19 protein-coding genes are annotated in these 23,614 nt (G+C 61.1%); 6 read left to right on the top strand and 13 right to left on the bottom strand.

The features are described from left to right. Positions 1-113: 113 nt before the first annotated feature. Complete coding sequence (gcvA, locus tag AC1DWZ_RS04570) at positions 114-1,043, top strand: transcriptional regulator GcvA (protein WP_477167676.1); 930 nt, start codon at positions 114-116, stop codon at positions 1,041-1,043. On the opposite strand, the gene AC1DWZ_RS04565 is transcribed toward gcvA, so the two are convergent. The 11 genes from AC1DWZ_RS04565 to AC1DWZ_RS04515 form a co-directional block, all read right to left on the bottom strand. Beyond that, positions 1,040-1,954, bottom strand: coding sequence for a ferritin-like domain-containing protein (locus AC1DWZ_RS04565; RefSeq protein WP_477167675.1), 915 nt, complete (start codon positions 1,952-1,954; stop codon positions 1,040-1,042). The genes gcvA and AC1DWZ_RS04565 overlap by 4 nt on opposite strands. A gap of 226 nt (positions 1,955-2,180) precedes the next feature. Continuing rightward, positions 2,181-3,788: a GMC family oxidoreductase gene (locus AC1DWZ_RS04560; protein ID WP_477167674.1), complete on the bottom strand. Its 1,608-nt coding sequence runs from the start codon at positions 3,786-3,788 to the stop codon at positions 2,181-2,183. Further along, on the bottom strand, positions 3,788-4,696 hold the full coding sequence (locus AC1DWZ_RS04555; protein WP_477167673.1) for an NAD(P)-dependent oxidoreductase: 909 nt from the start codon (positions 4,694-4,696) through the stop codon (positions 3,788-3,790). The genes AC1DWZ_RS04560 and AC1DWZ_RS04555 overlap by 1 nt, the downstream gene beginning before the upstream one ends. A 31-nt stretch (positions 4,697-4,727) precedes the next feature. Next, entirely contained in the window at positions 4,728-5,927 is a 1,200-nt protein-coding gene (locus AC1DWZ_RS04550; protein ID WP_477167672.1) for a fumarylacetoacetate hydrolase family protein, read from the bottom strand. Positions 5,928-5,952: 25 nt separating this feature from the next. After that, positions 5,953-6,870 carry an SMP-30/gluconolactonase/LRE family protein gene (locus AC1DWZ_RS04545; protein ID WP_477167671.1) on the bottom strand — a complete coding sequence of 306 codons (918 nt, stop codon included), beginning with the start codon at positions 6,868-6,870 and terminating at the stop codon, positions 5,953-5,955. 26 nt (positions 6,871-6,896) lie between these two features. Then, positions 6,897-7,856: an ABC transporter permease gene (locus AC1DWZ_RS04540; RefSeq protein WP_477167670.1), complete on the bottom strand. Its 960-nt coding sequence runs from the start codon at positions 7,854-7,856 to the stop codon at positions 6,897-6,899. Beyond that, positions 7,853-8,791, bottom strand: coding sequence for an ABC transporter permease (locus AC1DWZ_RS04535; RefSeq protein ID WP_477167669.1), 939 nt, complete (start codon positions 8,789-8,791; stop codon positions 7,853-7,855). Before AC1DWZ_RS04535 ends, AC1DWZ_RS04540 begins: the two co-directional genes overlap by 4 nt. A gap of 2 nt (positions 8,792-8,793) precedes the next feature. Continuing rightward, positions 8,794-10,263, bottom strand: coding sequence for a sugar ABC transporter ATP-binding protein (locus AC1DWZ_RS04530; protein WP_477167668.1), 1,470 nt, complete (start codon positions 10,261-10,263; stop codon positions 8,794-8,796). A gap of 18 nt (positions 10,264-10,281) precedes the next feature. Further along, positions 10,282-11,295: a substrate-binding domain-containing protein gene (locus AC1DWZ_RS04525; RefSeq protein ID WP_477167667.1), complete on the bottom strand. Its 1,014-nt coding sequence runs from the start codon at positions 11,293-11,295 to the stop codon at positions 10,282-10,284. Between the two features lie 118 nt (positions 11,296-11,413). Further along, positions 11,414-12,193 carry a FadR/GntR family transcriptional regulator gene (locus AC1DWZ_RS04520; protein WP_477167666.1) on the bottom strand — a complete coding sequence of 260 codons (780 nt, stop codon included), beginning with the start codon at positions 12,191-12,193 and terminating at the stop codon, positions 11,414-11,416. A gap of 389 nt (positions 12,194-12,582) precedes the next feature. Beyond that, entirely contained in the window at positions 12,583-13,587 is a 1,005-nt protein-coding gene (locus AC1DWZ_RS04515; protein WP_477167665.1) for an NADP-dependent oxidoreductase, read from the bottom strand. A gap of 196 nt (positions 13,588-13,783) precedes the next feature. Here AC1DWZ_RS04515 and AC1DWZ_RS04510 point away from each other — a divergent pair, with 196 nt between their 5' ends. Beyond that, positions 13,784-14,671, top strand: coding sequence for a LysR family transcriptional regulator (locus AC1DWZ_RS04510; protein ID WP_477167664.1), 888 nt, complete (start codon positions 13,784-13,786; stop codon positions 14,669-14,671). Positions 14,672-14,745: 74 nt separating this feature from the next. Here the strand turns inward: AC1DWZ_RS04510 and AC1DWZ_RS04505 are convergent, their stop codons facing one another. Together AC1DWZ_RS04505 and AC1DWZ_RS04500 are read right to left on the bottom strand one after the other, a co-directional pair. After that, positions 14,746-16,881 carry a mechanosensitive ion channel family protein gene (locus AC1DWZ_RS04505; protein WP_477167663.1) on the bottom strand — a complete coding sequence of 712 codons (2,136 nt, stop codon included), beginning with the start codon at positions 16,879-16,881 and terminating at the stop codon, positions 14,746-14,748. A 41-nt stretch (positions 16,882-16,922) separates the two neighbouring features. Further along, on the bottom strand, positions 16,923-17,840 hold the full coding sequence (locus AC1DWZ_RS04500) for a LysR family transcriptional regulator (RefSeq protein WP_477167662.1): 918 nt from the start codon (positions 17,838-17,840) through the stop codon (positions 16,923-16,925). 123 nt (positions 17,841-17,963) lie between these two features. On the opposite strand from AC1DWZ_RS04500, the gene AC1DWZ_RS04495 reads away from it, so the two are divergent. The 4 genes from AC1DWZ_RS04495 (at position 17,964) to AC1DWZ_RS04480 (ending at position 23,553) form a co-directional block, all read left to right on the top strand. After that, a complete protein-coding gene (locus AC1DWZ_RS04495) occupies positions 17,964-18,662 on the top strand; it encodes a pirin family protein (protein WP_477167661.1) in 699 nt (232 codons plus the stop codon). Positions 18,663-18,716: 54 nt separating this feature from the next. Beyond that, entirely contained in the window at positions 18,717-20,036 is a 1,320-nt protein-coding gene (locus tag AC1DWZ_RS04490) for an Nramp family divalent metal transporter (RefSeq protein ID WP_477167660.1), read from the top strand. A gap of 120 nt (positions 20,037-20,156) precedes the next feature. Then, positions 20,157-21,548: a sigma-54-dependent transcriptional regulator gene (locus AC1DWZ_RS04485; protein WP_477167659.1), complete on the top strand. Its 1,392-nt coding sequence runs from the start codon at positions 20,157-20,159 to the stop codon at positions 21,546-21,548. Continuing rightward, complete coding sequence (locus AC1DWZ_RS04480; RefSeq protein WP_477167658.1) at positions 21,541-23,553, top strand: sensor histidine kinase; 2,013 nt, start codon at positions 21,541-21,543, stop codon at positions 23,551-23,553. The genes AC1DWZ_RS04485 and AC1DWZ_RS04480 overlap by 8 nt, the downstream gene beginning before the upstream one ends. Positions 23,554-23,614: the final 61 nt, after the last annotated feature.

Genomic DNA, 23,614 nt, shown 5'->3' with positions numbered 1-23,614 from the left:
TGCTGCTCGCCCGGCCCTAAGGGCGCCCGTAGATCGTCTCTTGACAGGAATTTCAATACCGAACTAAATTGATAGGGTAAATAGATAATCAGACGGTGACATGAGAGGTTTTGATGTCGGAGAAGACCCGCCGCCTGCCGCCGTTGAACTCCTTGCGCGCCTTTGCCGCCGCCGCCGAACGCCTCAGCCTCGCGGCGGCCGCCGAAGATCTGCATGTCACGCCCTCTGCGGTCAGCCTGCAGATCCGCCAGCTCGAAGATCATCTGGGTATTCCCGTTTTCATCCGTACCGGCCGCGGCCTGCAGCTGACCAATGAAGGCAAGGCAATTCTGCCTGGCATCCTGGAGGGCTTCGATCAACTGCGCATGGCGCTGTCGCTGATCGGTCCGCAGGGCGAAGAGAATGTGCTGACATTGTCCGTCGCCCCCTCCTTCGCCGCGAAATGGTTGTCGCCGCGCCTCGACGCCTTCACCCAAGCCCATCCGAACATCGATATCCGCATTCTTGCGACCGACCAGTTGGTGGACTTTGCGGTCGATGATGTCGACATCGCCATACGCTATGGCAGCGGCGTCTATCCGGGCCTGACCTCGGAGCATCTGCTGGCCGAACGCGTGTTCCCGGTCTGCGCACCGCAATTGCTGGAAGGGGCCGCCGACCATCCACTCGACATCCTCCGCAGCCAGACACTGCTCCACGACGACAGCCCGGATCAGGACAAGACCTGCCCGGACTGGCGCATGTGGCTGCGCGCCGCGCGGATCAGCGGCGTCGATTGGCGGCGCGGCCCCAGGTTCAATCAATCGAGCATGGTGCTGGAAGCAGCGGTCGCCGGGCGCGGCGTGGCGCTGGCCAAGGCGACCCTGGCCGCGGCGGATCTTGCCGCCGGTCGCATCGTGAAATTGGCCGAAATCGATCAGCCGGTCGAATTCGCTTATTACCTGGTCTATCCGGCCGAACGCCGCCAAAGCGCCAAATGCACGGCCTTCCGCGAATGGGTCAGCACGCAGGCAAAGGCGGCTGCAGAAGGCGGCACGATTTAAGCCTTCATCAGCTTCAACATCAGGCCGATCAACCGCGGCATCATCATCGGCCGCAGCAGGCGCGGGTCGTAACCTTTCATGCGCCGGTCATTCTCTCGCAGGCACAGGTCGAAAAAGGCGCGCTTGGTAAAGCCGCGCGCAACACTCGTTGCCCCCGACGTCAGGAAGTTTGACTTCACATTGTTGCGCCGGTGCCGCGTTTCGATCGCCATACCGATGCGTGAGGCAAACTGTTCACCGATCGCGACCAGGCATTTGAGGTCGAACCACGTCCGCCGCACCACGTCCAGCTCCGCGCGGCGATAAGCGACATAATTGACGAAGAACATGATGTGCCGGGCTTCTTCCTGGATCACCGGCTCGAACGTCTCGACCAGTGCCGGTGGGAAGAAGCCTGAACTGCGCGCCATGTCGAAAAGGCCGAAGGCAAAGAACGAGTTGATGCACTCGCCGAAGCCCGTCCGCAGGAAGCCGAATTCAGGATTGCGCGGCGGCAGGTAGACCGGCTCCGGCCCCAGCTCGATCCTGTAGAAGGTCAGCATATTGTGAAGGACTTCCTTGTGCCGGCGCTCTTCCGCGGCATTCAAGGTCAGCGCTTTGGCGATCTGAGGGTCCTTGAGGATATTCGCCTGCCACTCCATGCGCAGCGAGGCGCGCCCTTCGATGGCGACAGCGGTGTCCCAGAACGGCAATCCGGCGAGCCGCGCCAGTTCCTCGTCCGACAGGTTGGGCCAAGGGATCACGGCCGGCTTATAGGGATTGTATGTGTCCGTCAGCAGTCGGCAGAACGCATCACGATGCGCGGGACTTCCCGGAACGAGGCCGCCTGTGTCCGGGTACGACCAATTGTAATATGGCGTCGGATCATATTGCGTCATGTCGAGCATGTTGGCTTCCAATTCCGTTCTCAACGGGACCGTCCGCACCCTGCCCGGCTTGTATCTCCCCTCGATACGCAGCCGGCGTCCACTTGGTTCGGTCTGACTTGCCGAGGCCGCTTATGCCACGGCGCCAAAGCCCGGACAAGAACCCGCAATGCCGCATGTGATGGTGCTCACGCAACGTGGCCCGGTCAGTTATGTGACAAACTGGCGCAGGCCATTTGCCAATACGAAACACAGGATATCAAAGATGAGGTCAGCCGGCTCTGATCATGTCGGCCGCCTTTTCCGCAATCATGATGACTGGGGAATTGGTGTTGCCGGAGGTGATGTTGGGCATGACTGAGGCATCGACCACCCGCAGCCCGGCCAGCCCATGGACCCGCAGGCGCGCATCGACCACGGCCTGGGAATCCGCCCCCATCCTCGCGGTGCCAACCGGGTGAAAGATGGTGGTGCCGATATCCCCTGCCAGTCGCGCCAAGGCCGCATCATCGACATGTTCGGCGCCCGGCTTGTATTCGCTTGGCACAAAGGCGGCCATGGCTTTGGTCGCCATCAGGCGGCGGGCATGACGAATAGACTCAGCCGCGACGAGCCGGTCAGCTTCCACAGATAGATAGTTGGGATCGATCGCCGGCATTGCCTGCGGATCGGGCGATGTGACCTTGACCGACCCGCGGCTGAGCGGCCGCAGATTGCAGACCGACATGGTGATGGCCGGAAAGCGGTGCAAGGGTTGGCCAAAAGCATCCAGTGACAGCGGCTGCACATGATATTCGAGATTGGCAGTGGCAAGGCTCGGATCGGATTTGGCGAAGATGCCAAGCTGGCTCGGCGCCATGGTCATTGGCCCGCGGCGGCGCAGAACATAGTCGGCCGCAATCTTCGCCTTGCCGAACAGATTGCCCGCCATCTGGTTGAGCGTGATGGCGCCTTGGATCTTGAAGATCGTGCGGATCTGCAGATGATCCTGAAGATTGGCGCCAACGCCGGGTAATTCATGCACGGTTTCGAGGCCCGCATCGCGCAGCACATCACCGGGACCGACACCGGACAGCTGCAAAATCTGTGGCGACCCGATGGCACCGGCTGACAAGAGTACCTCAGCCGCCGCACTGGCATAAGCTGCTTCGCCTTCGACCCGGCATTCGAGGCCCTGGACGCGGTGGTCTAATATCCGCAGGCGCTCGACCGTGACGCCGGTCATGACTTTGAGGTTGGGACGCGATAGCGCTGGCCGCAGAAAGGCTTTGGCCGTATTCCAGCGCACGCCGCGACGCTGGTTCACCTGAAAATAGGACGAGCCTTCATTGTCGCCGCGATTGAAATCATCAATCTTGGGAATGCCGATTTCGGCCGCTGCATCGCGCACGGCATCGAGAATGCTCCACTGAATACGTGGCTGCTCCACTCGCCATTCCCCGCCGCCATTGTGCATGCCAGGTTCAGGCGCATAGTGGTTTTCCGATTTGAGGAAGTAAGGCAGCACATCGTCCCAGGCCCAGCCGGTATTTCCCAGTTGCCGCCAGCCGTCATAATCCTGCGCCTGGCCTCGCATATAGATCATGCCGTTGATCGATGAACTGCCGCCCAGCACGCGGCCACGCGGGTAAGGCAGGATGCGCCCATTGAGACCAGGTTGCGGCACGGTCTTGAGGCCCCAATCCGTGCGCGGATTGTTCATGCAATAGAGATAGCCGACCGGGATGTGGATCCAGATGTAATCGTCTCGGCCGCCGGCCTCAAGCAGCAGGACACGCGTCTTCGGATCGGCCGACAGGCGGTTGGCAAGCACGCAGCCTGCCGAACCGGCGCCGACGATGATGTAGTCCCAGGTGCCGAGATCGCGGCGTTCCAACACTACTTGCCCTTGGACATCGCCTTGTCGCTGAGGTTTGTCAGCACATCGATTATTTCCGGCACGTAGTTCTGGCCGAAGCCGGCACCGCTCGCCATGGTGTAAGTCTGGTGAATGGCGGATGATACGAAGGCGGTCATCGGCAAGGCTTCCGCCATCTGCAGGAAGTACCGCACGTCCTTTTGCGCGTTGGCGATGGCGAACTGCAGCTGCGTGTTGTCGCCGTCGATCTGATAGGCCGCGAGGCGCTGAAACATGACGCTGTTGGCACCACCCGCCGTCACGATCTGCCGCAACGCGTTGAGATCGACCCCGGCCTTCTTCGCCGTGGCCAAGGCTTCCGCCGTCACCGCCGCGTAGCCCAGCGACAACATGTTGTTGATGAGCTTCGCCTTGTGACCGGCGCCGACACCACCACAATGCACGATCGTGTCGGCAAAACAATCCAGCACCGGCCTGACTTCCGCCAAGGTTGCGGCATCACCGCCGGTCATCAGGCCGAGCTTGCCGGCTTCGGCTTCCTTCGGCGTCCGGGTCATTGGGATGTCGACGAAGCGCCCACCCTTGGCCGTGATTTCCGCGGCCAGCGTCACCGTCGATTCCGGCTGCGCGGTGGTGCAATCGGCGATGATCGTCCCTGGCTTCAACCCGGCCAGCAAGCCATCGGCGCGGCGCACGATATCTTCCATCTGCACCGAATTGCCGACCACGGTGATGACCATGTCGCAACTGGCCGCCAGCTCCTTCGGGGTCTTGACCTCCTTGGCGCCCTTGGCCAGCAGATCATCGACCGGCCGGCGGTTGCGATGGGCCAGCACCGATAGCTTGAAACCCTTGGCAAGGATGTTCTTGCCGATGCCGTGCCCCATCAGGCCAACGCCGATCAGGCCGACATGTTCGATCTTCGCCATGCAATCCTCCTCGTTAAGCTGTCACATCGTCTTATGAGCTGCGGCGCCCCAGCAAGCCGCGCCGCGCCAGATTGTCCATCAAGGCCCCGGCACCGAAGGTCCAGGGGGGAATGTCGTTGGTATAGCGGACCCGGTTCACGAGAGCGCCGAGCTTTGGCGTCGCAATCGTCACGATGTCGCCGATCTTGTGCGTGAAGCCCATGCCCGGTGCGTTGCGATCCTTCACGGGCGCAAACATGGTACCGACATAAAGCACCAGGCCATCGGGATATTGATGGTTCTTGCTCAAGGTCTGGCCGGCAAGATCGGTGACGTCGCGGCTGATCTGCGCCATCGAGGATTTGTCGTCGAGCACGAACTGATCGAGCCCGGCAACCTTCACCGTCAGTTCGGCCTGACGCAGATCGTCGATCGTAAACGTCGCATCGAAGAGCCGGATGAACGGCCCCAGCGCCGCCGAGGCATTGTTGTCCTTGGCCCGCCCCAGCAGCAGCGCCGAACGGCCTTCGAAGTCGCGTAGATTGACGTCATTGCCAAGTGTGGCGCCGACGATCTGGCCGGCCGGACTGATCACCAGCACCACCTCCGGCTCCGGATTGTTCCAGCTCGATTCCGGATGAATGCCGACGTCGAACCCGGTGCCGACCGCCGACATCGGCTGCGATTTCGTGAACACCTCGGCATAGGGTCCGATACCCACTTCGAGATATTGCGACCACATCCCACGCTCGATGAGCGCCTGCTTCAGCTTCTCCGCCTCGGCCGAGCCCGGCTTGATGCGGCGGAGATCGCCGCCGATCTCCTTGGCGATCACCTGGCGGATGCCTTCGGCCGCAGTCGGATCACCCTTGGCGCGCTCCTCGATCACGCGCTCCAGCATGCTGGCAGCAAAGGTGACCCCGGCCGCCTTGATCGCCTGCAGATCGATCGGTGCCAGCAGGTAGGGCTGCCCAGGATCGCGCCCGTCCGGCGGCGTGTTGGCAAGGCATGCTTCCAGGCTGCACAGGATGGGTGCCTTCGCCGCCGCTTCCTGCGCCGCCTTGGTCACATCCGGCTGCGACAGCAGGCTGGCCATGGTCGGATAGACGGCGGACAGATCCTTGAGGTCCGCGCCACTTACCAGCACGACGCTGGGGCCGGCCGGATTGCCCGGGACCCAGGCGCGGCCGATCAACGTGCCGGCAGTACCATCGCTCGGCAGGACGTTGGCGGAAGTCAGTGCGATATCCATAACAATTCCTTATTGGCCGCGGCGCCTACGGCAGCTGTGCACCGCTGACGCCCACATAAACAGCATAAAGCGACGAGGTCGCCGTGATGAACAGGCGGTTCCGCTTCTCGCCCCCAAAGACGAGGTTGGAAACCATCTCGGGCAATTTGATCCGCCCCAGAAGATCGCCAGCAGCGCTATAGCACAAGACGCCATCCTGCGCGCTGGTCCAGACATTGCCCTCGGTATCGACACGGAATCCGTCCGGCACGCCATGTTCAATGACAGCGAAGACGCGCGATTTCCCCAGCTTGCCATCCGCCCCCACATCGAACGCCCGGATATGGTGCGGCCCGTTCTCGTCATGTGAGCGGCCGGAATCCGCAACATAGAGAATCTTCTCGTCGGCTGAGAAGGCAAGGCCATTGGGCTTCACGAAATCATTGGCAGCGATGGTGACAGCGCCGGTCTGGCCGTCGACCCGATAAACATGGCAGCCATCCTGCTCCGGATCGGCCTTCATGCCTTCGTAATCGCTGAGGATTCCATAGGTCGGGTCGCTGAACCAGATGCTGCCATCCGACTTCACCACAACGTCATTGGGTGAATTCAGCCGCTTGCCATTGTATTTGTCGGCCACCACGGTGATGCGGCCGTCCGCCTCGGTCCGCGTGACACGGCGCGTCAGATGCTCGCACGTTATCAAGCGCCCCTGACGATCGCGTGTATTGCCGTTGGAATTGTTGGAAGACGGGCGGAACACGCCGACCCCCAGGCCCGGTACCCAGCGCAGCATGCGGTTCTCGGCGACGTCACTCCAGATGAGGTAATTCCCATCATTGAACCAGACAGGCCCCTCCGCCCAACGGCAACCTTCATAGAGCCGCTCGACCTTGGCGATCGGCACCGTCAAAGAACGGAAGCGCTGATCGTAATATTCATAGGCGTCACTGACCATCGACATGATCGAATCCTTTCTCTATCGCTGCCCTATCGCTTCTGGTCGCCGCTACCCGCCATGGTAATGACGGCAATGATGATGAGCCCGGTCATGATGAGCCTGATACCGGCGCTGGCGCCAAAGGTGTTCAGCATGGTGACCAGCAGATACATGAACAGCGCAGCACCCCAGATGCCCGGCACATTGGCACGGCCACCAGCGACCGAGGTGCCGCCGATCACCACCACGGCGATTGAGGCCAGCAGATATTCCTCGCCCATGTTGAGCGACGAGCCGCCGGAGAAGCCCGAAAGCAGCAAGCCGCTCAAACCCGCCAGCACTGCGCTCAAGACATAGGTCGCCAACCGGGTCCGCTCGACCGGGATGCCAGCCAACCAGGCTGCGCGCATGTTCTGACCCACGGCGAGGACCGAGCGGCCATAGAATGTCCGTGCCAGCACAATCCCCATGACCGCGGTAAAGACCACGCCGCAGATGGAGAGGATCGGAATGCCGTAAATCTCCGCCGTGGTGAAATCGGCCAAGGCCGGCGGCGGCTTGATGCGCAGGCCCCTGCCATAGGCGATGGCCGTCGACTGCACCAGGAAGCTTGCCGACAGGGTGGCGATGATCGGCGGAATCCGCAGCAGGCGGATGAGCCCGTAGTTGAACAGCCCCACAGCAATGCCGACACCCAGCGCCACCGCAAAGCCTGTGAGGATCATGCCATCCTGGGTATCCATGATCTTGGTGGTGATGGCGCCTGACAGCGCCATGGTGGCCGGGATTGACAGATCGACATTGCCCGGCCCGGTGGTGATGACGAACATCTGCCCGATGCCGACGATGATGGTGAAGGTGGCAAAAGAGAGAGCCGCGGTCAGGATCTCGCCCCCACCATGGCCGCCGGTGAAGAGGATGGTCGCGATCCAAACTGCGGCCGTCGCCACGAAGGACCAGATCCAGGCCCGTGTGCGGAGATAATAGAAGATGCTGCCGACTGAGGTCATCGCCGTTCTCCCCGGCTGATAACCGCGCGCAACGCCAGCACGATGATGAGGATGGCTCCTTGCGCGCCGATCTGCCAATCCGGCGAGATGCGCAGGAAAATGAGGAACGACCCGGTAAGCGTCAAGGTCAGTGCACCCAGCACCGCCCCCATGGGCGACACCCGGCCGCCGACGAATTCCGCACCGCCCAGGATGGCCCCGGCGATCGAATAGAGCGTGTAGCGGTCGGCAATATGCGCATCGCCTGATGTCGTGAGACCGATCAGCGACAGGCCGGAAAGCACGCCGAAGAAGCCGGCCAGGGCGAACATCACCATCTTGATGCGCAGCATCGACCAGCCGGCGCGCGCCAGGGCCTTTGGGTTCCCGCCGGCTCCGCGCAGCACGGCGCCGTAGGAAGAATGCATGAGGCCGGCCTGGACGATGACCGCAATGACGATGGCCGCCACGATCGGAAACGGAATGCCGGGGATCTTCAGCGCCATCAGACCCTTGATCACATCCGGCGACTTGCCGCCCGGCGTCGGCAGAATGAGGACCGCGATCCCCAGCCAGACGAAGGACATGCCCAAGGTCACGACGATCGAGGGCAGATTGCGCAACTGGATGAGCGCCCCCATCGCCGCATAGATGGCAATGCAGCCAGCCAACAGCAACAGCCCCAGCACCGGCGCGTCATGCAGAAAAGTAGCACCGATACAGGCGACCAAGCCCACAAAGGCGCCGATCGACAGATCGAGATCATTGACCGTGATCACGAACATCTGCGCCAGAGTGGCAAGCGCGATCGGCACGGCATATTGCAGCATCAGATTGAGGCCGAAATAGCTCATCGCATTGGGTTGGATGGTGAAGATCGCTGCCAGCAGCACGCCCAGCGACAAGGCCGGCAGAGCGCCGCGCAACGTTTTGGCCGTCAAATATTGTCGCAGCATCGTTACGCCGCCTCATGGAACGAGGCACGCAAGACACGCTCTTCGGTCAGTTCGGATTGCGGAATATCGTCGACGATCTGGCCGTTGCGAAACACATAGACATGATCGCAATTGCTCAGTTCCTCGATCTCCGTCGTGTACCACAGGAAGGTACGGCCATCCCGCGCCTCCTGCTTGACCTGTTCATAGACCTCAAGCTTGGTGCCGACATCGACACCGCGCATCGGATCGTCCATCAGCACGATCTCTGCATCCGAGCCGAGCGCCCGGGCAAACAGCGCCTTCTGCTGGTTGCCGCCCGACAAGGACAGGATGTTGTGGTTCATGTCCGGTGTCTTAATGCGCATCCGCTTCTGCCAGCTCTCCGCCATCGCCCGTGTCGCCCCACCATCGATCAACAGATGCTTCACCAGACGGCCCAGGGAACCGACCGTGACGTTCTCGGCAATCGACCAGAGCGGGAAGATGCCGTCGCTCTGGCGGTCACCGGCGATGAGGGCCACCGGCGCCGACACCTTGGTCTCCGTATAGCGTTTGCCGGCATTGGCAAATATCTGCAACAGCATCCGCGTCTGGCCATGGCCGGCAAGGCCGGCGAGGCCGACAATCTCGCCCTTATGGGCCATCAGCTTGCGGTCGTCGATCTGCGCCGCCGGCCGCGCCTCGATCATGGCCGTTGTCGACACGCGGCGCACGGCGGTTGCGCCTCGGTGAGCGGCCTTGGCCTCCGTCACAGTACCCATGGCGGCAACCAGGGAATCGCGCGTGAATTCGCTGGCGGCGCGTGCCGCGACAACGCCACCATCCTTCATCACCACGATCCGGCTGGAACTTCCCAGCACCTCGCCCAGCATGTGCGAGATCAGAATGACGCTGAGCCCGCCTTGCACCTGCCGGCGCACGAAGCTCAGCAGCTGCTCGGCGGTAACGGCATCCAGCGACGATGTCGGCTCATCCAGGATGACCAGCCGCAGCGGCGCATCAGTTACCGTAAAGGCTCGGGCGATCTCGACCATCTGCCGGCGGCCGATCGGCAGATCGCCAACGATCTCGCCCGCCAGAATGTCATGGCCGGGAAAAATCTCATCGAGCTTGTCCTGGATCAGCGTTGCCGCCCGCTTCTTCCAGCCGGCGCCTTTGAGCGGCCGATGAAAGATCCGGGCATTCTCCGCCACGGTCAGATTGGGGCACAGCGACAATTCCTGGAACACGCAGCGGATGCCGTGATGATGCGCGATCGCCACGGAATATTCCTGCAGGCCGGTGCCGCCGACCGCAATCCGGCCGGTATCAGGTTCAAGCGTGCCGGCAAGCACGGCCATCAAGGTCGACTTGCCGGCACCATTGTGTCCTACCAACCCCAAGCACTCGCCTGTCGCTACCACCAGATCGACGCCTGCCAACGCGCGCACGGCGCCATAGCTTTTGGCCACACCCGTCAGGTTGACGATCTCTCCGGTAATATCGGTCATGCTTGTGCTCGAGATTTCTTATTTACCGGCGATGACCTTCTGGGCATCTTCCAGCGAGTATTCGACGTTGGCGACACCGCCCTTTTCCGTCGTCTCCAGGCTCTTCTCCAGATCGGCCTGGTTGATCTGCAGGAACGGCACGGTGAGATCCTTCGGCACGTCCTTGCCATCGAGGATCTGCTGGGCGACCCAGAAGGCCAGCGTCGAGACACCCGGCGCGATCGAGACCGACATGGTCTCATAGCCGTTGGCGTCCTTCTGTTCCTTCCACCAGGCGAGCTCATCCTGGCGGTTACCCATGATGATGAGCGGCGTCGGGCGGCCGGCAGCCTTGAACGCCTGGGCTGCGCCATAGCCGTCACCACCCTGAGTCACCACAGCCTTCACATCGGGGAGTGACGGCAGCACACCGGCGACGGCCTTCTGTGCCACTTCCTGCGCCCAATCGCCATGGACCGAGCCCACAACCTTGAAGTTGCTGTGCTTGGCGACACCGGCCTCGATGCCGGAATGGATGGCGTCGTCGACGAACACGCCGGCAAGGCCACGGATTTCAAGGAGATTGCCGCCGTCGGGAATGCGGCCGGCCAGATAGTCGAGCTGAATGGCGCCCATCTGCTTGAAGTCAACAGCGATCCGCCAGGCACAGGGCTCTGACACGATACCGTCGAACGACACGACGATGATGCCGGCATCGCAGGCCTGCTTCACGGCACCGTTGAGCGCATCGGGCGAGGCGGCGTTGATGACGATCGCGTTGTAACCCTGCAGGATCAGGTTCTGGATCTGCGCCGCCTGTTCGGTCACTTGGTTTTCCGAAGTGGTGAAGGCCGAGGCTTCGGCAACGACACCGTCCTTGACGGCCTGCCCGGCCACCTTCTCCCAGCTCTTCAACATCGCCTGGCGCCAGGAATTGCCAGCATAGTTGTTGGAAAGGGCGATTTTCGACGCGGCAGTATCGGCCATGGCGGCACCGGCACTCATCACGAGGCCCAGGGCAGCCACAGACAGCAGTTTCAATCGAAAGCTCATGTCGTTCCTCCAAGTCTTGCATTGTTGGCCATCTAGAACGCCCCACCGTCACGTCGGGGTATGCAGCCGGCGAGATGGCGACACCGGCCTCCAAAATATCGTCAGCGCCAAACGTCAGCTATTGCGGTCCCGCTCCCAGCGTTCTTTCCTGGCGCTTTGCCTTTGCGGCGTCGCGCTTTGCCATGAATTGTTCGATATCCGTCCAGGTCTCGTCGATCAACGCCGCCATCGCCCGGCGTGCGCCTGTCGCATCTTTCGCCTGAATGCGCTCCAGCACGTCGCGGTGTCGCGGCAGCGATTGGTTGCGCGCATTCTCAATCTGGTTGGAAAGCTTGAAGCTGAACAGCAGCGCAGATTCGATGACATGCCCGGTCGAGGCGATGAACGGGTTGCCGGTCGCCTCAAGAATGCTTTGATGGAACCGCAGATCGTGAACGATATGCTCAGGCGTATCCTCCGGGCAGGTTTCCATGCCGGCAAAGGCCGCGACGATCTTTGCAAGTTGTTCGGGGGTAGCACGCTCTGCCGCCATGGCGGCTGCTTCCGGCTCCAGGACCCGGCGCATTTCGGCAAGATGAATGGCGTATTGCTCGGCCTCGCGCGAGGCGAAGCTCCAGGTCAGGATATCTGGGTCGAGCATGTTCCATTGTTCACGCCCGCGCACGCGTGTGCCGATCTTCGGCCGCGCATCGACCAGGCCTTTGGCAGCCAGGACCTTGATCGCCTCGCGCATGACCGGACGGCTGACCTTGAACTCGTCCGACAGCGCATTTTCACTGGGCAGAATGTCGCCCGGCATAAAAACGCCGCACAGAATCCGTTCGCCGACTTCGTGGAGAATCTGATTGTGTATGCTGCGTCGCAAAAATGGACGCCGTGTGTCGCCCTTGGTGAGCACGCCATTCCCCTCCCTCAGAATGGCCGATCTGGCACCAAAAACCTCCCCGGCTCCTGGAAAATCGGCAGCGACCATCGTTCTTTTTGCATGCGCGAAGGCATCGCCACGCCTGCGCAATTTTTGTCATACAATATGCTTTATTGCCCTCGGCGGCAGCAGAGTCAAGACACCGCAGACGGACTTCCTGCGGTCATGCCTCGGCTGGTATCGCGCGTCGGATGATAAGGCCACGCGGCGCCATCATCGCGCCACAGACGGTAGAGCCATCAAAATGACTTTGGGTTCACGGATCGGCAGTAATGGATGCATGCCAGTGGTTTTTGACTGAGCAGCACGCAGTTGGGTGAAAGCCCCCAAACTCTCCCTGATAAGGCGCTGAGGAACCCTTCTTACAACCTTACCAACTGTTTGCCGAAGTTCTCGCCCTTCAACATGCGCACCAACGCCTGCGGAGCTGATTCAATTCCGTTTAGAACATCTTCCCGTGTTTCCAGCAGCCCCTGCTTGTACCAGTCGCCCAACTCGGCTCTGGCAATGGCATATTCGGCCTCAAAGTCATCCAACAAAAAGCCTTCTATTCTCGCGCGCAGAATAAGAATTCGGCGCAAATGCCTCAGGCCGATATCCGGTTGCCCAAATCGGTCTGCCAACGCAACAGTGCCAACAACGACAACGCGGCCAAAAGTATTCAGATGTGCCATTGCGGCATCATGGATGGGTCCCGCTGTGTTATCGATGAAGACGTCAACGCCATTCGGGCAAATTTCCAAAATCGACTTGGCCAGATCGACCGCCGTCCTATGATTGACTCCGGCACGATATCCCAACCCTTTGCACCACTCGACCTTTTCGTCAGTCCCGGCGACCGCAACCGGGTCATATCCCTTGATACGCGCGATTTGTCCCGCAATCTGGCCGACGGCGCCAGACGCTGCGGAGATCAACACCGTGTCGCCCGCTTTCGGTCGGGCTGTCCTTAGCAGTGCAAAGTAAGCTGTCAGTCCAGGCATTCCCAAGCACCCCAGCGAGGTCTGCACCGGTGCCAGACTTGAATCGAGCACAGTGGCGGTTCTTGCAGGAAGGACCGTTTGGCTCTGCCAAGCGAAGTAATCGGACTGAACAATATCACCGACGCGAAATCCCGGAGCCTCGGAGACAAGAACTTCACCGACACCACCGCCCAGCATGAGATCGCCAATTTTCAGCCCGGCGGCATAGTTCTTTGCCGGGCTGATTCGTCCACGCATATACGGATCAACCGACAGCCAAAGTGTCCTGACGAGAAGTTCACCCGGTCCCGGATTTGGGAACTGACGGTGTTCCAGGGCAAAATCGTCGACGCTCGGCATCCCTGATGGAAATCTTTTGAGTGACCAGCTTTGGTTTTCTGTCATGTCATGCCTCTAAATCGCCGCACATGTCTGGAGAAAGAATAATCCCGCTGTTGTATCCGATGCTATATTGCCGTTCCGGATTTACTGTCCGCTTCCGCGGACAATCATTTTTGGGAAGCAAGTTGCAGTCATCGATGAGCGACAGAGTGCCGACATAGTAAAAGCAGGTGGCAAGCATATGGGAAACCTAGATGACATGATTCTCCTGGCCGAGGTCGCGGAGAGCAACAGCTTCACCGAAGCAAGCGTCAGGCTTGGCGTGCCCAAATCGACAATCAGTCAGCGCATTGCGCAGCTTGAGAAGAGGCTTGGCTTGCGATTGCTGAATCGATCTACGCGCCGCGTCAGCCTCACCAGCAATGGACAGGTATTTGTCGAATATTGCCTTCGCGTCCGAGCAGAAGCGGCCTCCGCAAAGGTGGCGATGGTCAATCTGAAGGAAAGACCGTCTGGATCAATCAGAATCACGTGCCCGGAAGTCACGGCATCTTATTTCATGCCCCGATTTCTCCATGGCTTTGCCAAACAATTTCCTAATGTTGAAATCGATGTGATAGCAACTAATGAGAATCTGGATATCATACGCGAGCGTATCGACTTCGCGTTCAGGGTCGGGCCGGTCGCCAGTCGCGATCTCATTGTTCGCAAGATATCGCCGATCAAGCGCCTTCTCGTGGCGTCGCCCAGATATCTAAGATCCGGCGAACCTCTAACGCAGCCGGATCACCTCCCGAAGCATAAGTGCCTCGTTCACGAAGCTCACGCGACCTGGCTTTTCTCGAAGGGGATGAAGAGTTCCAAGATAACTCCACCTGTCTCTATGAAAAGCAATTCAATCGGTTTCCTGCTGCAGGCGAGCATAGCTGGGAATGGTCTGGCAGTATTACCTGCCTATGCGTGCGCACCATATATATCGGCTGGTATCCTTGTTGAATCATTGCCGCAATGGCGAATTCCGGCACATCAGATGATCATGGTCTCGTCCCACGTAAAAAATCTCTCAAGGGCGCTCGCGGCATTCCGCGGATATGTAGATACATATGATTTTTCACCCATGTCGTCGGGCACAGAGATGACGCAATAAGTATTGCATCGACTCTTCAGCTTGAACTGCTGAGCGATCGATGGGGTCAGCAAGCCGCCAGCCGCAACTATGACTTACGCTTCGTTTGGTGCCGGTGCTGCCAGATCGAGCACATGCTTGGCAGCTGCCGATGCAACATGTTCGCCGCCACCTGCCACCTGCACGGTCGGCTGCGCGAAATTGATGCCGTTCGCATTGAAGGTGGTACGGATCAACGCCAACGCCTTGCGCCGGATGACGAACTGCTCGCCCGGCTTGGTCATCATCTTCATGCGGATCTGGATGGCATAGTCGCCGAACTGCTCGACGCCCTGCATCTTCAGTGGTTCCATGATGTGCGGTGCGTATTCGGGATCGGCAGCAAGCTGCTTGCCCACTTCCTTGATCAGCTTGCGGGCCTTTTCCAGATCGGTGTCGTAGGTGACGCCGATGGTCATCTTGTCGATCACCCAGTCGCGGCTCATATTCTGCACGGCACCGAGTTCGCCGAACGGCACGGTATAGAGCGGCCCGCGATGGTGCCGCAGCTTGACCGAACGCAGGCTGAAGGATTCGACCGTGCCCTTATAGCTGCCGCTCTGGATGTACTCGCCGATGCGGAAGGCATCGTCGAGCAGGAAGAACATGCCGCTGATCACATCCTTGACCAATGTCTGCGCACCGAAGCCGACCGCGACGCCAACTACGCCGGCACCGGCGATAAGCGGCGCAATCTCGATCCCCATGGCGGAAAGCACCATCAGGGCAGCGATCACCAGGATGATGACGAAGAGGATATTGCGCAGGATCGGCAGCAGGGTCCGCAGCCGCGCCTGACGGCGAATCTCCTCGCTGTCGACATGGGCGCCATGCTGGGCAACGGTGAGCTTGGAATCGATCACGGCCCGCACGAAATACCAGATGAACTCTGCAACCAAGGCAATGACGATGGCACTCAACAAGCCACGCATGAGCCGCGTTGTGAGGTTGTCTCGCATGGTCATGGCCACGAGATCGATGTGCCAGGCTTTTGCCAGCAGCAGTGCCGCCGCAATGATCAGCAACGCGCGCAGGCCGCGCTCCAGGCAGACTTCAATGACGCCTGGCAAATTGCCCTGCGACGTCACGGCACCGGCTGGTCGCAGGACATGGTTCACCGCCCGCCTTTGGCCGCGGATCGCTGCTGGCAAGGCGACGGCCGCCACCAGAAGCCAGAATGTCGGCATGGCCGACGCTACCCAAAGCAGCCACAGGACAACAAAATAGGCGGTCAGCAGCCAGTTCGTGAGTCGTCGATGCTCATGGCCCGCATCCTCCGTCGGATGTAGGGATGCCGGCGGTCGCCGCCAGCAGGCCTCGATGCCGATCGCCAGCAGCATGAGGCCCAGCACATAGGCGATGAGAACGCGCGAGCTGAACGACAGGCCCAGCGTCCCCAGAAGACCGACCGTCACCCAGCCGATCGCCAGCCAGCCGACGGCAAGGCAGATGCGGCGATACCAGAACCAGGCAGCCGCAGTGTTCATGGGGACGAGACGGAACCGCTCGCCACCAGGTGCCAGGATGAAGCGGCCGAAAACCAGCGTGATGCGCAAGACCAGGAAAGCTGTCAGATAGCCAAGGACAATCTCGCGCAGCAAGGGCGGCCAGGTGAAAGCAAGGAAGGCGCCCACAGTGCCCACGGCAAAGACGATCACCAGCCCCAACCCGAAGCACATGCGGATGCCGGCCGCCCGCAGGCGATCGCCGACCGTGTTGAGCGGCACGGTGATGATCCAGCGCTGCAGCGGCCGCGTCGCGCGCCGAAAGATCCATTCGAGCAGCGAGCCGAGCGCCAGGAAACCGAAGATCAGCGAGAACACCTGCAAGATGCCCCGGTCCTCAAATTCCAGTATCAGGATGGTCCGCGCGCGGGCAAATTCGTCGGGCATGAGCGGCACGGTCGCAATCAGGCTGGTGATATGCCTGCGGATATCCAGCAGCCGCTGGTCCATATAGCTGCTGGGCGTCATGTCGGTGATGGCAGGTGCTGCTTCGGCCGGTGCGCGTTGTGCCGCCACCCAATCGCGAATGACAGGATCATCCAGCAACTTCAACAGTTCCTGCACCTGCGGCGGCGCCCCAGTCGCCGGCATTGTTGTTGCCGGCGTATCTGTCGACTGCGCAAAAGCGGGCGCTGCGCTTAGCAAACCTGCCAGCAGTCCGATCAGCAACATGAACCGGCGCAACATTCGCAATCCCCTATCGACTCTAGCAATCCATGCCAGTCAATTTACACATTATGCGCCCATGGCGCCTTGGCAAAACGCCGGCTCAGGAAATCCATCAGTACCTCGACACGGGCCGGCCGGATGCCGCTGGGTGGCGTCACCAGGTTGAGCGCAATCGGCCGCGGCGCCCAGTCAGGCATGGCGGTTTCCAGGCTGCCATTGGCCAGATCGCGCCAGACTAGGAATTCCGGCTGTAACGCAAGGCCGAGCCCGGCCCGCAGCACCGGCATCAACGCATCGGCATTGTTGACCCGCAAAGGTGAACGCACGCTGACGGCATAATCGCCCTGCTGCGGGTGGAAAAACTGCCAGGCATCGCGCGACCGGCCCAGTGTGTAGAACAGCGCCTGGTGCGCACTCAAATCCTGCGGATGCTGTGGGCGGCCATGCTGCTTGAAATAGTCCGGTGATCCCACCAGCAGGATCCGCACCTCGCACAAACGCTTGGCGATCAACGATGAATCGACCAGTGTCGCAATGCGCAAGGCGAGATCGTAATTCTCGCTCACCAGATCGATCTGGCTGTCGCTGAAATTGAGATCGATCGCAATCTCCGGGTAAAGCGCGAAGAAGTCCGGCAATGCCGGCGCCAGATGCGCGATGCCGAACGACATGGGGGCCGCCATCCGCACGAGGCCGGAGGGCAGCATCGACCGGGCCCCCATATCGGCTTCCAGCGCCAACCCCTCCGCCAACATCCGCTCCGCCCGCTCCATGGCGAGGCGCCCGCTGTCGGTCAAAGACAGCTTCCGGGAAGTGCGATGGAACAGCGGCGTGGTGAGCATCGCCTCCAGCCGCGAGATGGCTTTGGAGACGGTTGCCTTGGAGAGGCCCAGGTCCACGGCCGCCCGGGAGAAGGATCCCATATAGGCAACCTTGGCGAAAATCGCCCATGCTTCAAAGTCAGGAATGCGTCGCATTTGCACATTTTGGCTGTTTTAAGGATAGATCAATATCAGAAACAATTCGTTTCGTTAATTTCTATTTTAAAGCCACCGGCGATGCACCATCTTTTCGTCATCAGTCACGAAAGGACCCACATCATGATCGAACGCAGACCCTTTGACTCCCTTGGCGCCGCCAACCATGGCTGGCTCGATGCCAAGCATCATTTTTCCTTTGCCGACTATTACGAACCGGACCGCATGGCCTGGGGCGCGCTCCGGGTCTGGAATGATGACACCATCGCCGCCAACAGCGGCTTCCCGGCCCACGGACATGCCGACATGGAGATCATCACCTATGTGCGCGAAGGTGCCATCACGCATCAGGACAACCAGGGCAATCAGGGCCGCACGGTTGCGGGCGATGTCCAGGTGATGAGTGCCGGCACCGGCATCCGCCATTCGGAATACAATCTGGAAAGCAGCACCACGCGCATCTTCCAGATCTGGATCATGCCGAACCAGCGGGGTGCTGCACCAGCCTGGGGAGCCAAGCCGTTCCCGAAGGGCGACCGCTCTGGCCGTTTCGTCACCTTGGCCAGCGGCTATGAAGCCGATGTCGATGCCTTGCCGATCCGCACCGACGCCCGCGTCCTGGGCGCCACGCTGAAGGCCGGCGAGACGGCGGAATATGCGCTGGGTGATCAGCGCCACGGCTATCTCGTGCCGTCGAAAGGCGTCGTCGAGGTAAACGGCGTCAAGATCGGTACGCGGGACGGTGCTGCCATCCAGCACGAACCGGTCATCCGCGTCACCGCGTTGGAAGATGCGGAACTGGTGATGGTCGATTCTGTCTAAGGCGGCTATCGCCCGCGCTTGATATCGGAAGGGGGCTGGGTCAAATTGCCGGGGATGTTCAAACTCCCCACCACAGCGACCGCCCCCTTCTGCCCGTCTGAAGTCCGCGGCTCCATCTTCATCGCGCCCTCGCTGCCGTTCTGGCAGCGGGTGATGAAGTTCGCCGGGCCGGGATTACTGGTCTCGGTCGGTTACATGGATCCCGGCAATTGGGCGACCGATATCCAGGCCGGTTCGCAGTTCGGCTACGACCTGCTGTTCGTCGTCCTGCTCTCAAGCCTTGCCGCCATTGTCCTGCAAACGCTGGCCCTGCGATTGGGCGTCGTGACCGGCAAGGATCTCGCCCGCGCCACGCGCGATGCTTACTCCCCGATGGTCGCCAAATTCATGTGGATATGCGCAGAGATCGCGATCATCGCCTGCGATGTCGCGGAAGTGCTCGGCTGCGCGCTGGCGCTCAAGCTGCTGTTCGGCATTCCGCTCGAATGGGGCATCGTGCTCACCGGCCTCGATACGATCATCGTGCTGGGGTTGCAGGGGCGCGGGTTCCGGCGGTTGGAGGCGATCGTCCTTGGCCTCATTCTCACGATCGCGATCTGCTTCCTGGTGGAACTGGTCCTGGTCGGTCCGGATTTCGGCCTGATCCTCGGTGGCCTCGTTCCGTCGACGACGGTCGTCACCGACAGCGGCGCCCTCTATCTCGCCATCGGCATCCTTGGCGCGACGGTGATGCCGCACAATCTCTATCTGCATTCCTCGATCGTGCAGACGCGGCTGATGGGCGAGAGCGTGCCCGCCAAACGCGCCGCCATCAACCTCGCCACCCTCGACGTCGGCGTCTCGCTCTCCCTCGCCTTCCTGATCAATGCGTCGATCCTGATCCTGGCGGCGGCAGCTTTCCACCAGACCGGCGCCACCAATGTGGCCGATATCGACGATGCCTATCGCCTGTTGGAACCGATTGCCGGCACGGTGATGGCGAGTGTTCTGTTCGGCGTCGCCCTGTTCGCTTCCGGCCAAAGCTCGACATTCACCGGCACCATCGCCGGCCAGGTGATCCTGGAAGGCTTCCTCAACCTCAAGATCCCCTGCTACCAGCGGCGCCTGATCACCCGGGGCCTTGCCCTCGTCCCGGCGTTGGCAGGTGTGTTGTGGATGGGCGAGCATTCAGTCGGCAAGCTGCTGGTGTTCACGCAGGTGGTCTTGAGCGCGCAACTGCCCTTCGCGATCTACCCGCTGATCAGGTTCACCAGCAACAAGACGATGATGGGCCCTTTCGCCAGCAAGCTGCCGCTGCGGTTGCTGGCATGGCTGCTGTTCGTGGTGATTGTCGCGGCCAATCTGTGGCTGATGGTCCAGATATTCGGTGAATAATTTTCCGGTACCGAATTCCCTGGCTGCAGCACCCGGTATTGCGTTTGCTTCCCCGTCCGCCCATGATTGACGAAATAAGCAAGAAGCCGCGCATAAAAGCTGATCCGGGGATGGAAAGACGTGACCGCACAGGCACCACGCAAAACTCAAGATCCGCCGCATGATCCTGAATTCGGGCCATGGCTGGCCCAGGCGTCGATCCTGATCGTCGATGACGAGCCGGGCATGCGCAATTTTCTCAGCCGCACGCTAGGCCCGCGCTGCAAGCGGCTGGAGGAAGCTGCCGACACTGAGGAAGCCAGCCGCAAGCTGGATGCCCAGCATTTCGATGTGGTCATTCTTGACAATATCATGCCGGGCAAGACCGGCGTGGAATGGCTGGCAGAGCAGCGCGCCATCGGCTTCTTCGCCAATGCCATCCTGATGACCGCCTTTGCCGACCTGGAAACCGCGATCCAGGCCCTGCGCGCTGGTGCCGTTGACTTCGTCCTCAAACCCTTCCGCTCGAACCAGATTCTCAACGCCGTTGCGCGCTGCCTCGACCGGACCCGCCTGCAGCGGGAAAATTATGTCTTGCGGTATGAGCTGCGCTCGACCTCCGACCACATTCTGCTGCGCGAAAGACTGATCGGCCAATCACCGGCGATCAAGCAGGTGCGCGACACCATCGCCCGCGTGGCGCCGCTGCCGACGTCAGTGCTGCTCACCGGCCAGTCCGGCACCGGCAAGGAGGTCGCGGCGCGCTCTCTCCACGCTTTGTCGGACCGCGCCGAAAAACCGTTCGTTCCAATCAACTGCGCTGCCATTCCACCCGACATGATCGAAAGCGAATTGTTCGGCCACGTGAAGGGTGCCTTCACGGGCGCTGCCAATTCCCGCGAGGGGCTCTTGATGCATGCCCAGGGCGGCACCCTCTTCCTCGATGAAATCGGCGAATTGCCGCTCAACCTGCAGAGCAAGCTGCTGCGCGTGATCGAGGATCGCCGCGTGCGTCCGGTCGGAGCGGAGCGCGAAGTGCCGGTCGATTTGCGCTTCATCTTCGCCACCAATGCCGAGCTCGCGGCAGAAGTCGAGCGTGGCCGTTTCCGACCGGACCTCTTCTACCGCCTCAATGTCATGCAATTGCATCTGCCACCGCTCAAAGACCGCGGCGACGATGTGCAGGAGCTCGCCACTTTGTTCATGGGCAAGCTTTCGCAGCAGCTTGGCATGCCGCCCGTCGCGATCGATGCCGCGGTGCGCGCGGCGCTCGCCCGCTATGATTGGCCGGGCAATGTGCGTGAGCTGCGCAATCTTATTGAACGGTCCCTGATCCTGGGCGAGTTTCCGGATGAATTCAGCGGGCAACGCATCGGCAGCGCCGCCGCGACCCCGGAAAGCCTGCAGGATATCGAACGCAGGCACATCATGGCCGTATTGCAGGCAACCAACGGCAACCGGGTCGAAGCCGCACGTCGCCTGGGCGTGTCGAGGAAGACCATCGATCGCAAATGCGCGATGTGGAATGTCTGAGAAGACGCCGGCCCTATCACCCGTCCGTCCCGCGCGCTCCATTCGCTACCGCCTGCTTGCCATCGCCCTGCTGCCGACCCTGGTCATTCTGCCATTGCTGCTCGGCATCACCATCGTTCGTTGGAATGCCAAATTCGATTCCCTCCTGATCTCGAAGGTTCATGGTGACCTCACCATCGCCCATGAATATCTGGCGCGTATTCTGGAGAACACCGGCGATCATGTGCGAGCGCTCGGCAATTCAGCCCTCTTCCGCGACGTCATGGCCGGCAGCGATGCGGCTGCCATACCGGGTTTCCTCGAACAAAGCCGTCAGGAGCTCGGTCTCGACTTTCTGTATCTGATCGACGGAGACGGCCGTGTCATCGCGCCGGTACCGGCGGCATTCAAGGCTGACTGGCCCGTCATCAGGACCGCTTTGGCCGGCGCCTCTGCTACAGCTATCGACATCTTTAGTAACGCCGATCTCATGGCGATCTCGCCGGCCTTGGCACACCGCGCGCGGCTCGAACTGGTGCCAACGCCCAATGCCGTTCCGACGAACCGGCACGTGGAAGACCGCGGCATGGTGATCCAATCAGCAACACCTGTCAGCATCGGCAAGTCGCCCGGCGCGGTGCTGGTCGGCGGCACCTTGCTCAACCAGAACCTAGTCTTCATTGATACCATCAACGATCTGGTCTACCGCGAAGCGAGCCTGCCAGAGGACAGCCAGGGTACCGCCACACTCTTCCTGGACGATGTCCGGATCAGCACCAATGTCCGTTTGTTCGAAGATCGCCGCGCCCTTGGTACCCGCGTGTCCGCGGCGGTGCGCGACACGGTGCTGGGCACCGGCAAGGTCTGGCTCGACCGCGCCTTCGTCGTCAACGACTGGTACATCTCGGCCTATGAGCCGATCACCGACAGCTTCGGCCAGCGCGTCGGCATGCTCTATGTCGGCTTTCTGGAGACACCCTTCCGCGCCGCCAAATATGTGACGCTGGCCATCATCGCCGCAGCCTTCCTCGTAGTAACCGCCATCAGCGTACCGCTGTTCCTGCGCTGGGCACGCGGTATCTTCAAGCCGCTGGAACGCGTCACCGATACGATCAGCACGGTGGAGAGCGGCGATCTCGGTGCCCGCACCGGTCTCACCGATGCAAGCGACGAGATCGGCCGCGTCGCGGTCCATCTTGACGGCCTCCTGGACCTGGTCCAGGAGCGTGACCGGCAGCTACGCGCCTGGAACGAGGAACTGAACCACCGCGTTGAAGAGCGAACCAGTGAGCTGCAGCTTGCCAACCGCCAGCTGGAGGCCACCACCAAGCAGTTGATCATGTCGGAAAAGCTGGCCGCGATCGGCGAGATCACGGCCGGGGTCGCCCATGAGATCAACAACCCGATTGCCGTCATGCAGGGGAATCTCGAAGTGGTGCGCAATCTCATGGGCGACCGTGCCGACATCGCCCGGACCGAATTCCGCCTGCTGGACGAACAGATCCACCGCATCAGCCAGATCGTCACCCGCCTGCTGCAATTCGCCAAGCCCGAGGAATATGCGGGCTATGTCGAGCGGCATGCACCTGCCGACGTGATCTCCGATTGCCTGCCTCTGGTCCAGCATCTCCTCAACAAGGCAGCGATCAAGGTCGAGCGCACGCACCTAGCAACGCGCCTCCTCCTCATGAACCGCACCGAGCTGCAGCAAGTGCTGATCAACCTTATCGTCAATGCCATCCATGCCATGCCCGATGGCGGCACGCTGACGCTCCGTGATGTCGACCAGGACCGCGACGGCAAAGCCGGTCTCCTCATCGAGATTGCCGACACCGGCACCGGCATGGCACCTGACATCCTGGCAAAGGTGTTCGATCCCTTCTTCACCACCAAACGGCGCGAAGGCACTGGCCTCGGCCTCTCGATCAGCCAGACCCTGGTGACACGCCAGGGCGGCAGGATCGCGGCGGAGAGCACACTTGGCCGGGGCACCAGCTTTACCATCTGGCTGCCGGAAGCGCTCTGACCCGGACACGATGATCCCGCGGGACATCTTGTCCAAGCATCTTGGACAAGATGTCCATTCG

Source organism: Dongia sp. P2_B8 (assembly GCF_056404715.1).
Note: the sequence above shows the minus strand (reverse complement) of the source record. Positions and strands in the feature narration are given on the sequence as shown.